Raw genomic sequence first — 13,162 nt, forward strand, 5'->3', positions numbered from 1 at the left:
ACGGTTATTTCCTTTTGCGGCTGAAGGTCAGGTTGAGCACCGCCAGAATCGAGGTGCCTACGATGAGAAGGAACGAGATGGCGTTAATGACGGGCGTGGAACCGTCACGCACTTGAAGGTAGAGCGTAATGGGCAAGGTGGCCTGTGATCCAACCAGAAACAAGGTGGTATTGAAGTTTTCGAAGGACATGAGAAATGCCACCGCACCGGCCCCGATGATGGCGGGTCGCAGGAATTTAAGCGTGATGTGCCAGATCACCTGAAGCCGACTGGCGCCGAGATTCAGGGCCGCCTCTTCCAGACTGCGGTCGAACCTTTTCAGCCGAGCTGACACCACCAAGGTCACCAGGGTTGATATGAAGGAAAACTGACCGAGCACCACCAACCAGAATCCCGGTCGAAAAAGGGGCACATCCAAATTGAAGGTCTCCTCGAAGAACATGCCCAGTGTGTTGGCGAACAGCAGGATGGAGATGCCCAGGATCACGCCGGGGATGACCAGGGGGCCCAGCATGAGAAAATAGAGGGCCTGCTTGAAGCGAAAATTTTCCTGCTCGAAGAGAAATGCCCCGCAGGTGCCGACAAGGGTGGAAAAAATCGACACCCAGAAGGCCACTTTGAAGCTCACTCCGATAGCTGAGATATTGACCACGTCGTGGAAAATTCCCACTCGCTCCGGTAAATCGGCAGTGAACCACTCGAGGGTGAACCCTTTCCAGGGTAGCGCCGGAAACTGTGAGTCGTTGAAAGCCAGCACACAGGTAATGAACAGCGGTGCGAAAAGAAACACGAAAAACACGACGACATACAGCTTGAAACCCAGGGTGTAGGGCCGGGTGTTGGGCAGTGAGCGGATCATTGAACCACCTGGCTGAGTTTTTGGCGGGTAAGCTTCAGTCCGATCCAGATGATCGCGGATGAAAGCAGCAGCAAAAGAAAGCCGAAGGCTGCGCCCTGGTTCCAATTGAAACTGGCGATAAACTGGTTGTAAATCTGCTCGGTAAACCACAATGAGTTTTTGCCGCCGATCAGATTAGGTGTCAGGTAGTTGCCCAGGGTAAGCATGAAAACGACAATTCCCCCGGACACAATTCCGGGCATGGCATGGGGGATGATGATCCGCGTGACAGTGGAAAACACATTTCCCCCCAGATCGTAGGCAGCCTCAATGAGGCTGTCGTCCAGACTTTCCAGTACCGATATCAACGGCACCACCATGAACAACATGGAGGTGTACACCAGGCTCATAACCATGGTGATGTCGTTGTAGAGCATCTCCACAGGGCGCTGCAGCAAACCGGCTTTAAGCAGGAAGTGGTTGATGACGCCGCTTTCGCGCAGCAGAATCATCCATCCGTATACCCGCACCAGTTCACTGACCCAAAAGGGCATGAGCAACAGCAGGCTTAAAAAACCGCTGTAGCGCGGTGAAACCACCTTGGTGATGTAAAAGGCCACCGGCAGGGACACGCTGAAGGTGATTACCGTGGTGAGGACGGCATATACGGCCGTGCGTGTGAAGGTGCGCCAATAGACCGGTTCATTGAAAAAATTCAGATAGTTGACAAGACTCCAACCCATAACGCCGGCGTCGTTTTCAGTTTGAAAAGACATCAGCAGCAGATCGATGTGGGGCAGGACAATCAGCAGAAACAGCCACATGAGTACAGGCGTGATGAAAATCATGAACGGCAGGGTAATGCGGGATCGGGAAGCGTTCATGACGCCTTGAAGCAGCTGATCGATCGGGCGCTCCAGCCGATATCGATGCGGTCACCGGCAGCAAGGTGATCATATTGTCGATTTTGGGGTAAGGCGATCATCAACTCCGCCTTGCCCTTCCCCGGGGTGGCCAGCAGGCGGCTGTTGGCCCCGTCAAAGAGAACCGCTTTGATGGTCACGGTCAGCCGGTTGAAATGATCTAAGTCGGCATCCGGGGCAATAATGATGGCCTCGGGACGTATAAAAAAAGCGACATCTGTACCCGGTTTCAGATCCGCTGTGGCCGCGGCGGTGAACGTCTGGCCGTCGCTGGTTCTGAGGATGCACCGATCTTCCTGCCGATCGGTCACCGTTCCGTTCCAGGCGTTGTTGTCTCCCACAAAACGGGCCACAAAGGGGGTCTTTGGATGGGCGTAAAGATTCCGGGGGGTATCCACCTGTTCGAAGCAACCCTTGTTCATAACAGCAACGTGGTCGGACATGACCAGGGCCTCCGATTGGTCGTGGGTGATATAGATAAAGGTGGTCCCCACCTGGACCTGCAGCTTTTTCAGCTCCACCTTCATTTGCTCGCGAAGCTTTAAATCCAGGGCGCCCAGGGGTTCGTCCAGCAGCAGCACGGCCGGGTCCAGCACCAGGCAGCGGGCAATGGCCACCCGCTGTTTCTGGCCGCCGGAAAGCTGATCGATCTTTTTGTTGGCGAAGCCCGGCAGCCCCACCCGCTCCAGGATATCCGTTACCTTTTTGTTGATAGCGGCCTTTTTCTCCTTGCGCCGCTGGAGGCCGAAAGCGATATTCTGGGCAACGTTCATCATGGGAAAAAGGGCCAGGTGTTGAAAGATCAGGTTCACCGGCCGTCGGTTGGGCGGAAAGCCCGCCATGTCGGTACCGCGGATGAGAATTCGCCCCCCTGTGGGTTCGATGAAACCGGCAATCATTCTCAGCAGCGTGGTTTTTCCGCAGCCCGATGGCCCTAAAATGGAAAAGAACCGCCCCTGCTCAACCGTATATGAGACCTCGCTCACGGCAGTGAAATCGCCAAATTTTTTGGTTACACGCTCAACGGACAGGTCTATGGCCATATCAATCGCAGTTCGTTTCTATTCAAAGTCACCCCCGTGTTTGTCCAGAAAGTGGTAGGTTGAGGTTCAGCCCAAGGCCGCAACGCTTCCGCACCCGCAGGCGTAGCAGCGCTGCGTCGAGGATTGCGGAAGCGCGAGAACGCCGGCCTGGACCTCAAGATGCCGCTCCTGGATGAACACGCACTAATTGGCGGCCTTCACCTTATCAAGAATCAACCCTTCAATCGATTCCAGCTTGGCAGGCACCGGCGGATACCATTTTATATTGTCGATATCCGCCTTGGAAAAGGACCGCTGGAAATTGGCTTTTACCTCGGCATCATAATACTCGATTGCCCCGGCAGAAGCGGTGCCGTATTTTTCCATATTGGTAAACACCGCCGCATTCTCGGGCTTCAGCATGAAATTAATCCATTTGTAAGCCGCTTCGACGTTCTTTGCCTTGGCTGGAATGGTGAATGTGTCGATCCAACCCAGGGCACCGCTTTTGGGTGCCACGAAATCGATATCCGGATTTTCGGCATGCAGCTTCCACCCGCCGTTGTCCCAGGCCATGGCCACGTGCACTTCTTCCGAACGCATGGACTGCAGAAGTGCATCCCCGTTGGTCCAGTAATTTTTGACCAGTCCCTTGCCGTTGATCAATTTTTCCCCAACCCGTTCCATCAGTTTTTCATAGCTTGGCGGAAGGGCGTAGAGCACAAAGGGGTCTTGCTGCATGGAATAAGCAATACCGATCAGGGTGGGGCGTTTGAGCCGGTAACTGATTCTGCCGTTGTAGGCGGGGTTGAGCAGATCCTTGTAGTCTGACGCTTCCGGGGCATATTTACGGTTCACAATCAGACCCGAGGTGCCGTATACGTGGGGGATCGCATAGCTTTTTCCGTCAACCATGGTGTTTTTCTTGACCGCTTCAAGCATGGAGGGTACGATCTGGGCGGCATCCACCTTTGTGTAGTCAATGGGTTTGTATAGTTTGTACTTGGCCTGAACCGATGAGATGCGGTCCTGGCTGGGCTGAGCCAGATCGAATCCCGCCCCGCGCGTGGCACGAAGCTTGGCAATGATCTCCTCGTTATTGGAATAAGTCGGTTTAACCGTGATTCCGGTCTCCTTCTCGAACTTGTCCATCAGGACCTTGGGGGCATATCCTTCCCAGGTGAGCAATTCGAGGGTTTCGGCCTGGCAAGAAAGGGAAAATGCGAGGACCAGTGACAAGGCGACACACACAACGGCTGCTTTGTTCATTTTTTTTCTCCTCCTGTTGAAGTGCGATGCGCGTAACGCAGAATTGATCCGCTGCAACGTTTTGTGCTGCACGGTTCAAGGCCAAACCTGATCGGGGGATCATAAGCTTTGAAATGGTGCTGAGAATGATACACTGGACTTTTTTATAGTATTCCCGGGCCGCGGCGGCGTCAATACGAAACCTGAAAAAAATCGGCTCCCGGCCGGCGGTTTTACCCATGCCGGTTATGGCGGTGCAACCGGTGTTTTCCGGAAACGGCTTCGGCGAATGTGGCAGGCAATTGTTAGGCGCCGATGAGAAAGCCGCCGTTTCATCATCAGAAAACGTCGTTGCGACATCCGGACTGCATTGCCCGCATGGAAAGGCCCTTGCGATTCGGTTTGCGGTCATCATGCGGCGGTCGATAAATCGAACACCATTTGACAAAACCAAATCCCTCTGAATAAATTCTTCCATTCATGGAGCAGGTATCCCCGGGCCGTTGTCAGTCCAACCTTAAAAGAAAGGGTTCGCTATGAAACACGTTGGTTTTATTACCCTGGCTGTCATGATGATGGCTGCCTCGCCGGTTTCGGTCTTTGCCGACAGCCATGCCGATACCATCGCCGTATTTAAAAAATCCCCTGTCGTGATGCCGTTTTTTGAAACGGCTTACGGCTACGCCGTTTTTCCCATGGTAGGTAAAGGGGGCCTTTTTGTCGGTGCCGCCTACGGCAAAGGCAAAGTCTTTCGGGGCGGCACAGCCACCGGAATTGCGACGCTGGCCAAAATGTCGCTCGGTTATCAAGTGGGTGGTCAGGCCTTCCGCGAGATCATCTTTTTCAAGGACCAACGCGCCTACGATGAATTCACCCGCGGAAACTTCGAATTCGATGCCAATGCATCCGCGGTGGCTGTCACGGCCGGCATGCAGGCGAAGGCTGGCTCCATGGGTGCGACAGCTGGTGCCAGCGTATTGCCGTCCACCGGCAAACAGGCCGGCACCAGTTATTACAAGGGCATGGCGGTTTTTGTACAAACCATAGGTGGTCTGATGCTCGAGGCCGCTATCGGCGGCCAGACCATCACCTTCGAACCCTACCCATAGTCAATGCGTTCGGCGCCCCGGCAATCCGCCCATGTGGTGTAAAGCCCCGCTTGGTTTGCATGGGATATCGCCGCAGATTTTCCCCGTTTGTAATTGCGGGTGTGCTTACGGAAAGGTAAACGGGGTTACCCAAGCGGTTTACTGTCAAGCGTCTGATTTTTCCCGCCCAACTGCCCACAGGCCGCCATGATGCCCCCACCCTTTTCACCACGCCGGCGCACGAACACTTTTTCCGCCACCAACCGGGCGTAAAAGCGTTCATAGCCCTCTGGTGAGGGAGCCTTCATTTCAGAACCGGGAGCCGGATTGTATGGAATCAGGTTGAGCTTTGCCTTTAGCGGGGAAAGGTAACGAGATAGGGTGAGGGCATGTTCCGGTCGGTCATTGACGTCGGCGATCAACACATAACCAATTAAAATTGCTGATTTTTTGGCCAGCGGGTATCTGCGCAGGGCCGCTTTCAAAGCGGCCAGGGGGTTGGATCGGTTGATGGGCATGATCATGGAGCGGATTTCATCAGTCGGCGCGTTGAGAGAGACCGCCAGGTTTACCCGCCCTTCGTCAGCCTTCGCAAGGCGCCCGATGCCGGCGACCAGACCCACGGTGGAAACAGTGATATAGCGCCGGGCAATGTCCAGACCCCGTTGATCCGCAAGCACCCGGATCGCCTGGACCACATTGTCCAGATTGTCCAGCGGCTCTCCCATGCCCATGAAAACGACATTGCGGACATCGAATCCCAGCTGATGACGGGCGGTAAAAACCTGCCCGACGATCTCCTCCGTGGTGAGGTTGCGCAGCAACCCCATCTGACCGGTCCGGCAGAAGCCGCACCCCATGCGACACCCCACTTGACTGGAAACACACAACGTGTGACGCCTGAACATGGGCACAACCACCGACTCGATGTCCAGATCATCAGCCAGGCGCGTGACGAACTTGACCACCCCGCCACCAGCCACCTGCTTGACCAGCCGGCCAGGTGAGCGCACCATTTCGTTTTCCACCTGCCTGGCCAGTTCGGGAAAACGAACAAACACGTCCAGCCCACCCAACCCCGTCCCACCGGTTTTCATCACATGACGGTAGACCGCAGTACTGTAATGGGTTCCCTTGCCGTATCGCCGGAGGAAGGCCTCGGCAAACTGATCATGCGTAGATTCAAAAATTTTCAACACGTCGCATCCAGCGTTTAAATACGCGCAACGGCCTGAAGACGTTTTGGGAGCCCCTTTGGCTGACTGGCACCGTATTTTGGGTCGCTGCGGCACTGTCCAACCAGAAATGGCATCTGTGGATGGACCCTGCCCCAGTTTATCAACAGAATGAATCAACGGCAAGTTATCGGTTTGACACCCCCTGTGGTTTTTGCCATATTCAGGGCCGCCCGGCATGCGGATTCCGCAACCGCCTTCCAAATTGGACAACTATTTCAGGCAGCCTGGAATTGCCAGAAGAAAACCAAGGAAAATTAAGATGACGGAAAACGAAACCACACCCGGATCCAACTTTATCATAACCATTATCGAAGCGGATCTGAAGGCGAACAAAAACAATGGCCGACTGGCCACCCGGTTCCCACCGGAGCCCAACGGCTACCTGCACATCGGCCACGCCAAATCCATCTGCCTGAACTTCGGGGTGGCCAACACCTACAACGGCACCTGCAACCTGCGCTTCGACGACACCAACCCCACCAAAGAAGATGTGGAATATGTGGATGCCATCATGGCGGATGTACGCTGGCTGGGATTTGACTGGGATGACCGCCTGCACTACGCCTCGGATTATTTCGAACAGCTTTACGATTTTGCCGTTCAACTCATCCGCACGGGTAAGGCCTACGTGGACGATCTTAACGCCGACGAGATCCGCAAACATCGCGGCACCCTGACCGAACCGGGCACGGACAGCCCCTGGAGAAACCGCGGCATGGAAGAGAACCTGGATCTCTTTCAGCGTATGCGTGCTGGTGAATTCGAAGAGGGCGCCCGGGTATTGCGGGCCAGGATCGACATGGCCCACCCCAACCTGATTATGCGCGACCCCACCTTGTACAGGATCCGCAAGACCAGCCATCACCGGACCGGCGACACATGGTGCATCTATCCCATGTACGACTTCACCCACTGCCTGTCCGACAGCATCGAAGGCATCACCCACAGCCTGTGCACCCTGGAGTTCGAAAACAACCGCCCCCTGTACGACTGGGTGCTGGACAATGTGGACGCGCCCTGCCACCCCCAACAGATCGAGTTTGCCCGGCTGAACCTGAGCTACACGGTGTTGAGCAAACGCAAGCTGATCCAGCTGGTGGAAGAAGGCCATGTGAGCGGGTGGGACGATCCGCGCATGCCCACCATCTGCGGCCTGCGGCGCCGTGGCTATACGCCTGCCTCTATCCGAAACTTCTGCGAACGCATCGGCCTGGCCAGGCGCGACAGCGTGGTGGACGTGGCCCTGCTGGAGTACAGCATCCGTGAGGACCTCAACAAACGGGCCCCCCGTGTCATGGGTGTACTGCGGCCCCTGAAAGTGGTCATCGAAAACTATCCCGACGGTCAGGTTGATGAACTGGAGGCGGTCAACAATCCCGAAGACCCAGATGCCGGCGTGCGCAAGGTCCCCTTTTCCAGAGAAATCTACATTGAGCGCGACGACTTCATGGAGAACCCGCCCAAAAAATTCTTCCGGCTGGGACCGGGCCGTGAAGTGCGGCTGCGTTACGCCTTCTTCGTGGTCTGCAACGGCGTGGTCAAGGATGATGCCGGCGAGGTCATTGAGCTGCGCTGTACCTACGATCCGGCCACCCGCGGGGGCGACGCCCCGGACGGACGCAAAGTGAAAGCCACCCTGCACTGGGTGTCGGCGGCCCACGCCGTGGACGCTGAAGTGCGGCTGTACGACCGCCTCTTCAGCAAGGCCAGCCCGGACGAAAAGGAAGAAGGTAAAACCTATAAGGATTTCATCAACCCCGACGCGTTGGAGGTGCTTCATGGCTGCAAACTGGAACCGATTTTAGCCGATGCCGGTCCGGGGTATTTCTGCCAGTTCGAGCGCATGGGGTATTTTTGCGTGGATGCGAAGGATTCGAATTCCGGCGCTCTGGTGTTCAACCGTACCGTCACCCTTCGGGATGCCTGGGCCAAGCTACAAAATAAATCGTGACCGCTTTTCATTTGTTGCCTCTTTGTGTGGCACAATCTGTGGAAAGTACACAACGAAACAGATCCCGGCGAGTGAACTCAAAAGCATTCCGGAACAACGCACTGAACCGGACACCGCACACCGATCAGCACCGCGATTATGACAATCTTGGAGGGACTGCTATGGAATGTTTGATGGATCACATAGTTTTGAATGTGGAAGACGACGAAAGGATGATTCAATTCTATTCGAAAGTACTTATGTTTGCGCCTGAACGATTGGATGAATATCAAGCAGGAAAGGTATCCTTTCCGTCTGTACGACTGAATTCGGATACGATTATTGACCTGTTTCCAAAAAAAATGTGGCAGAAAAGCGATTGGGCTGAACGGGGCCGTGGGAACTTGAATCATTTCTGTATCGTCTTGGGTAGGGAGCCGTGGGAAAATCTTTTCGAGCGACTTAGGGCCAACAATGTCCATGTAGTAGAAGGACCCGTGCCACGCTGGGGGGCGCACGGAACCGGAACGTCTATATATTTTCGGGATCCGGAAGGTAACCTAATCGAGGCCCGCTATTACGAAGACCACGGCCGTTCAGAGAAATGCCTCCTTGGGTCATAGGCGGCAAAAGTTGCTATAAGGACACATAGGGGTCGCATCTTAAATATTAATTATTGGCTTGCCTCGTCCATTCAGATAACACAATCGGGACGGATAAGCATCCCGGCGATCATCTATACCTCCCAAAGGTTTGCGATCATGGCTGAAGGAAATAATCCTGTAATGAAGAAATATTTGTTGGAATCAAGAAGCGTAAAATTGAAGGCTTTAAAGACATTCAACTTTTGCGGCGAAGGGTTGGTGATGAAGTTGAATTCATCACGATTATGAGATTTGATTCGATTGACGCCATTCGTGAGTTTGTCGGTGATGACTATGAAGCGTGCGTTGTCCCGCCAAACGCTCGCAAAATTTTAAAGCGCTTTGATAAAAGATCGCAGCACTACGAAGTCAAGATCACCGAAGATGGGGCACCCGTCTAACCACGGTTTGCACGCGGACACGCAAAAAGCCGCGTGCCGGTGAAACCGGTCGTTGAAACGGTGAGAGAATCTGTATGTCGCATCCCGAGCTGGTCGACGTAATGATTCATTCAATCATCAAAAGGGAAAGCAATGATTTCTAGGATCGCGCTGGATGTTGGAGATTGGGTTGGTGTGAACGTCACCATGGGCAACCAGCCGGCCGAGTGGCAAGATGACGACCGGATCCTGGGCATGTTCGCCCAGACCAGGAAAGCAGCCCGACGCAAGTGCCGCCAGTTTGTGGAAAAAGGGGATTGACGCCGGCCGTCGTCCCGAATTGGTGGGCGGCGGCCTGATCCGCAGTATCGCAGGCTGGATTTTTATATTGATGGACCCTCATACCCGGTTTGAAACCGTATAAATGGACCATTCATTATTTCAAGGCCTTTATTTGGCGGATGTCCTCGGATTTTCCCAGGATGATGAGGATGTCGCTGTCCTTGATGACAAAGGACGCCGGCGGGACCAGGACGAAATTTTCTGGAACCAGCTCCTTGATGGCAATGATGTGAACATTGTACTTGGCCCTTAAATTCAGCTCTTTAAGATTCTTCCCAATAAATTCCCTGGGCGGCCCGACCTGAACCAGGTCGAAATCGTCGGACAAGGGAATGAAGTCCAGGATATTGGGTCTCGACAAGCCTCTGGAGATGCGTATGGCCATATCCCGTTCCGGATGGATGATCTGAGTGGCGCCCACGCGCTTCAGAATTTTTTCATGGTCTGCGTCCAGTGCCTTTGCGAGGATATTTTTGACCCCGATTTCATGCAAATAGAGGCAGATCAGGATACTGATGCTGATTTTGGTGCCGGTGGAAACGATGACGCCGTCCATGTTTTCCAGCCCAAGGGACTTCAATGCCTCCTTGTCCGTGGCATCCAATACCAAGGCTTCCGAGGAATGCGGGTCGATGGCCTGAACCCGCCCTTTATCCGTGTCGATGGCCACCACTTCGTTGCCGTCTTCAAATAACGCCTTGGCCGCGTGGAAACCGAAATTGCCCAGACCGATGACTGCGAATCGTTTCATCCACATTTCTCCGTTTGGCTATCCTATCATCAAGTTCTCTTCAGCGTGCTCGACACCCTTGGTTGCACGCGTACCAGCGATAATATAGGCAAAGGTGAGCACCCCCACCCGGCCGATGATCATCGTCAGGGTAATCCAGCACTTGCCCCAGGTGTTGAGTGCTGGTGTCACGCCCATCGACAGACCCACGGTGCCGAATGCCGATACCGTCTCAAAAAAATAGGCCAGAAAAGATGCGCGCGGGCCCGTGGCACCGTTGCCATCCAACGGCTCATGCACCAGGATCAGAAACAGCACCGTACCGATGATCGCGATGGACACCAAGACCAGCGACACACTGCGCGTCACGGTTTCTGGCGGGATACTCTTCTTAAACATATTGACGCGCCGTTTTCTGCGAACACGGCTGAAGGTGAAAGCCGCCAGAAGCGCCAAGGTCGTGGTCTTGACACCACCACCGCAGGAACCCGGTGAAGCGCCGAAAAACATGAGAAAAATCATCATGGCGAGAGTGGCGTCCTTTAACGAAGCGATGTCCACCGTGTTGAACCCGGCGGTGCGGCAGGTAATGGATTGAAACAGGGGGGCCAGGATGCCATGCGCAAGGGATGGCGTATCGCCCAGGGCCCGTCGCTCCAACAGGGCAAACACCATGGCTCCGGATACGATGAGGAGTAAGGTTGTCAGCAGTACGGTTTTGGTTTGAATCGTAAGTTTGCATCTTTGGCGTTTGCGAAATCGGGCCCAGCATTGCAGGTCGTAGAGCACCGGGAAGCCGATACCCCCGACGACAATCAAGCCGCATACGGTCATATTCAGGAGGATATTGCCGCTGTATCCCATCATGCTGTCGGAGAAGAGGGCAAACCCGGCATTGCAAAATGCCGAAACCGAGTGAAATACCGCCATATAAATGGCGCCCGGGATGGGGAATTCCCGGCTCCAATGCAGGGATAAAAGGACGGCCCCGATCACTTCAGCGCCGATCGTGAACAGGATGATGCTCTTTACGAGGCCGAAAATGTCCTCCCGGGGGGTATGGGCGAACAGGTCCTGCAGGGCCATGCGTTGGCGAAAGGAAATACTTCGACCAAGCCATTGAAAGAGTGTCACGGAAATGGTCATCACTCCCAATCCGCCGATCTGGATCATCGCCAGGATGGTGCACTGTCCGAAGACGGTGAAATAGCTTCCCGTATCCACGACGATCAAGCCGGTCACACACACAGCCGACGTGGCCGTGAACAGCGCGTCCACCCAAAGGATGTGACCGGCCTTTGTGGCAATCGGTAGTTTGAGCGCGACCGTCCCCAGGGCAATCGCCAAAAGAAAACTGGCTAAAACGAGTGTTGCCGGATGCAACTTGAGTATGCGCGTCCGCAAAGTCATGACTTGCGCCTTGGATTCAGGTAGTATTCACAGTGCAGATGGCCTATCGTTTGACACAACTCGTGCAGGCGAAGGCCACCCAGGACCATCCGATCGAGGTATGCACCACACGACACCATTTCATGCCTGGAATCGATTTGGCGGTAATGCACAAAAGGACATACCGTCTCCAGATATCGTTCCAGGCGGTCATGCGGTCCCATTGCATCGATGATCTGCCGAATTTGGTCTGAATCCAGTGTGCAATCCCCGATAAATTTCACGAACCCCACTCCCGCCCGATTCAAATCTTCAAGGAGTTTGCGGTGCATAGAATGGAGCAGCGCCAGAATCGGGCAGTTGCGGGTATGGGGGTTGCGCTTCAACGCGGCACTCAGTTCCACGAGGGTGTCGCGTTCGCGAAACGGCATGTCGCCAATACGGATCACGATGAGGCCGGGTTTTGCGTCAACAGCCTTATCCAGGCATTGAATCGGGCTGGAAACCCAGGCTTCATCGGATGACGATAATCCGCCGACCTTGCCGGCGGTGTCACACAGCAGGAACCGCAGGCTTCGCGCCGGCGTTGCATCCATGGGTCCGAGTGCTTTCTGGTTCACGTCGCTCGTCCTTGTATATTTTGCGTTACATTAGTGATCGTCCGTCCCTGAATAACTTGAACAGACTGACGATCACCACGGTGAACTCCAGCCGTCCGAGAAACATGGCCAGGATTTCCGCCCAAAGCGCGGCATCCGGCATTTGGGCCGAGGTCACCCCCACCGAGAGCCCGACGGTCCCGAGGGCGGAGGCAAATTCAAAAAGAGAATCGCCCAGGCTGTAACCGCAGGCGCACAGGAGCAGGGCCCCGACCAAGAAGGTTGCCAGGTACAAGAAGACAAAAATGGCCACCTGGCGCACCCGGGCGTCATCCACAAAGACCCGGCGATCGCCCTCCCATAAGGGACGTTCAAAAAGTGCGCTGCGCGGCAGGTCGGCAAGGTCTCTGGCGGCGTGTTCCCGGAGCAGATCCACACTCATGCCCAGACTGGTCAGCGGGGTGCGCAGTTCGTGCGAGGCCGCCATGACAAATTCACTCTTGAGCCGCTCCACCTCCTTAAAGCGGGTGATGTCCTTGAGCAGCAGTACGATGCCGAGCAGGCTGCGGTCCCTTCCGCGGATGGCCGTGACGGAGAACAAGTAGTGGCAGGGCCGGTTTCTATCCGTCAGGGTGACGATGCGCTGTTCATCGGGAATGTCGGGTTGCTCGCCCGTCTCGACGGTTTTTCGCATCAGTCCGCAGATACGCGGGTCCGGCAGAAGGTCTTCGCAGTAGGTGGTGGCATTTTCGGCAAACGCCAAATCCAGCAACCGGCGCGCGGCCGGATTG

General features: G+C 55.0%; 13 protein-coding genes. 4 read left to right on the forward strand and 9 right to left on the reverse strand.

Annotation, left to right across the window (positions count from 1 at the left end; all coding sequences use genetic code 11):
- Positions 1–4: 4 nt before the first annotated feature.
- The 4 genes from R6V78_RS15870 to R6V78_RS15885 all read right to left on the reverse strand — a co-directional run bounded on the left by R6V78_RS15870 (position 5) and on the right by R6V78_RS15885 (position 4,052).
- Positions 5–859: an ABC transporter permease gene (locus R6V78_RS15870; RefSeq protein ID WP_410290354.1), complete on the reverse strand. Its 855-nt coding sequence runs from the start codon at positions 857–859 to the stop codon at positions 5–7.
- The gene (locus R6V78_RS15875; RefSeq protein ID WP_410290355.1) at positions 856–1,722 is read right to left on the reverse strand and encodes an ABC transporter permease; all 867 of its coding nucleotides are present in this window, start codon (positions 1,720–1,722) and stop codon (positions 856–858) included. The genes R6V78_RS15870 and R6V78_RS15875 overlap by 4 nt, the downstream gene beginning before the upstream one ends.
- Positions 1,719–2,804 (reverse strand): ABC transporter ATP-binding protein, encoded by a 1,086-nt coding sequence (locus R6V78_RS15880; protein ID WP_410290356.1) that lies wholly within the window; start codon positions 2,802–2,804, stop codon positions 1,719–1,721. The genes R6V78_RS15875 and R6V78_RS15880 overlap by 4 nt, the downstream gene beginning before the upstream one ends.
- Before the next feature lie 183 nt (positions 2,805–2,987).
- On the reverse strand, positions 2,988–4,052 hold the full coding sequence (locus R6V78_RS15885; RefSeq protein WP_410290357.1) for an extracellular solute-binding protein: 1,065 nt from the start codon (positions 4,050–4,052) through the stop codon (positions 2,988–2,990).
- Between the two features lie 515 nt (positions 4,053–4,567).
- Between R6V78_RS15885 and R6V78_RS15890 the strand changes: the two genes are divergently transcribed.
- Entirely contained in the window at positions 4,568–5,140 is a 573-nt protein-coding gene (locus R6V78_RS15890; RefSeq protein ID WP_410290358.1) for a YSC84-related protein, read from the forward strand.
- 125 nt (positions 5,141–5,265) lie between these two features.
- Here R6V78_RS15890 and rlmN read toward each other — a convergent pair whose 3' ends face one another.
- Entirely contained in the window at positions 5,266–6,318 is a 1,053-nt protein-coding gene (gene rlmN, locus R6V78_RS15895; protein ID WP_410290359.1) for a 23S rRNA (adenine(2503)-C(2))-methyltransferase RlmN, read from the reverse strand.
- Between the two features lie 298 nt (positions 6,319–6,616).
- Between rlmN and R6V78_RS15900 the strand changes: the two genes are divergently transcribed.
- The 3 genes from R6V78_RS15900 (at position 6,617) to R6V78_RS15910 (ending at position 9,632) form a co-directional block, all read left to right on the forward strand.
- Positions 6,617–8,308 (forward strand): glutamine--tRNA ligase/YqeY domain fusion protein, encoded by a 1,692-nt coding sequence (locus tag R6V78_RS15900; RefSeq protein WP_410290360.1) that lies wholly within the window; start codon positions 6,617–6,619, stop codon positions 8,306–8,308.
- Between the two features lie 173 nt (positions 8,309–8,481).
- Positions 8,482–8,910, forward strand: a complete 429-nt coding sequence (locus tag R6V78_RS15905; RefSeq protein WP_410290361.1) for a VOC family protein — start codon at positions 8,482–8,484, stop codon at positions 8,908–8,910.
- A gap of 554 nt (positions 8,911–9,464) precedes the next feature.
- A complete protein-coding gene (locus R6V78_RS15910) occupies positions 9,465–9,632 on the forward strand; it encodes a hypothetical protein (RefSeq protein WP_410290362.1) in 168 nt (55 codons plus the stop codon).
- Positions 9,633–9,747: 115 nt separating this feature from the next.
- Here the strand turns inward: R6V78_RS15910 and R6V78_RS15915 are convergent, their stop codons facing one another.
- The 4 genes from R6V78_RS15915 to R6V78_RS15930 form a co-directional block, all read right to left on the reverse strand.
- The gene (locus R6V78_RS15915; RefSeq protein ID WP_410290363.1) at positions 9,748–10,404 is read right to left on the reverse strand and encodes a potassium channel family protein; all 657 of its coding nucleotides are present in this window, start codon (positions 10,402–10,404) and stop codon (positions 9,748–9,750) included.
- 18 nt (positions 10,405–10,422) lie between these two features.
- Positions 10,423–11,793 carry a TrkH family potassium uptake protein gene (locus tag R6V78_RS15920; protein ID WP_410290364.1) on the reverse strand — a complete coding sequence of 457 codons (1,371 nt, stop codon included), beginning with the start codon at positions 11,791–11,793 and terminating at the stop codon, positions 10,423–10,425.
- Positions 11,790–12,392 carry a hypothetical protein gene (locus R6V78_RS15925; protein ID WP_410290365.1) on the reverse strand — a complete coding sequence of 201 codons (603 nt, stop codon included), beginning with the start codon at positions 12,390–12,392 and terminating at the stop codon, positions 11,790–11,792. The genes R6V78_RS15920 and R6V78_RS15925 overlap by 4 nt, the downstream gene beginning before the upstream one ends.
- Positions 12,393–12,417: 25 nt before the next feature.
- Positions 12,418–13,162 (reverse strand): potassium transporter TrkG (locus tag R6V78_RS15930; protein WP_410290366.1); only part of this gene is annotated, 745 nt, incomplete at its 5' end.

The sequence above is a fragment of the Desulfosarcina sp. genome (assembly GCF_046496365.1).
In the GTDB taxonomy this organism is placed as follows: domain Bacteria; phylum Desulfobacterota; class Desulfobacteria; order Desulfobacterales; family Desulfosarcinaceae; genus Desulfosarcina.

Excerpts from the sequence above, each read along its gene's own strand:
- R6V78_RS15910 (WP_410290362.1), top strand. The coding sequence starts at position 9,465 with ATGATTTCTAGGATCGCGCTGGATGTTGGAGATTGGGTTGGTGTGAAC.
- R6V78_RS15915 (WP_410290363.1), bottom strand. The coding sequence starts at position 10,404 with ATGAAACGATTCGCAGTCATCGGTCTGGGCAATTTCGGTTTCCACGCG.
- R6V78_RS15870 (WP_410290354.1), bottom strand. The coding sequence starts at position 859 with ATGATCCGCTCACTGCCCAACACCCGGCCCTACACCCTGGGTTTCAAG.
- R6V78_RS15920 (WP_410290364.1), bottom strand. The coding sequence starts at position 11,793 with ATGACTTTGCGGACGCGCATACTCAAGTTGCATCCGGCAACACTCGTT.
- R6V78_RS15880 (WP_410290356.1), bottom strand. The coding sequence starts at position 2,804 with ATGGCCATAGACCTGTCCGTTGAGCGTGTAACCAAAAAATTTGGCGAT.
- R6V78_RS15875 (WP_410290355.1), bottom strand. The coding sequence starts at position 1,722 with ATGAACGCTTCCCGATCCCGCATTACCCTGCCGTTCATGATTTTCATC.
- R6V78_RS15890 (WP_410290358.1), top strand. The coding sequence starts at position 4,568 with ATGAAACACGTTGGTTTTATTACCCTGGCTGTCATGATGATGGCTGCC.
- R6V78_RS15885 (WP_410290357.1), bottom strand. The coding sequence starts at position 4,052 with ATGAACAAAGCAGCCGTTGTGTGTGTCGCCTTGTCACTGGTCCTCGCA.
- R6V78_RS15905 (WP_410290361.1), top strand. The coding sequence starts at position 8,482 with ATGGATCACATAGTTTTGAATGTGGAAGACGACGAAAGGATGATTCAA.
- R6V78_RS15900 (WP_410290360.1), top strand. The coding sequence starts at position 6,617 with ATGACGGAAAACGAAACCACACCCGGATCCAACTTTATCATAACCATT.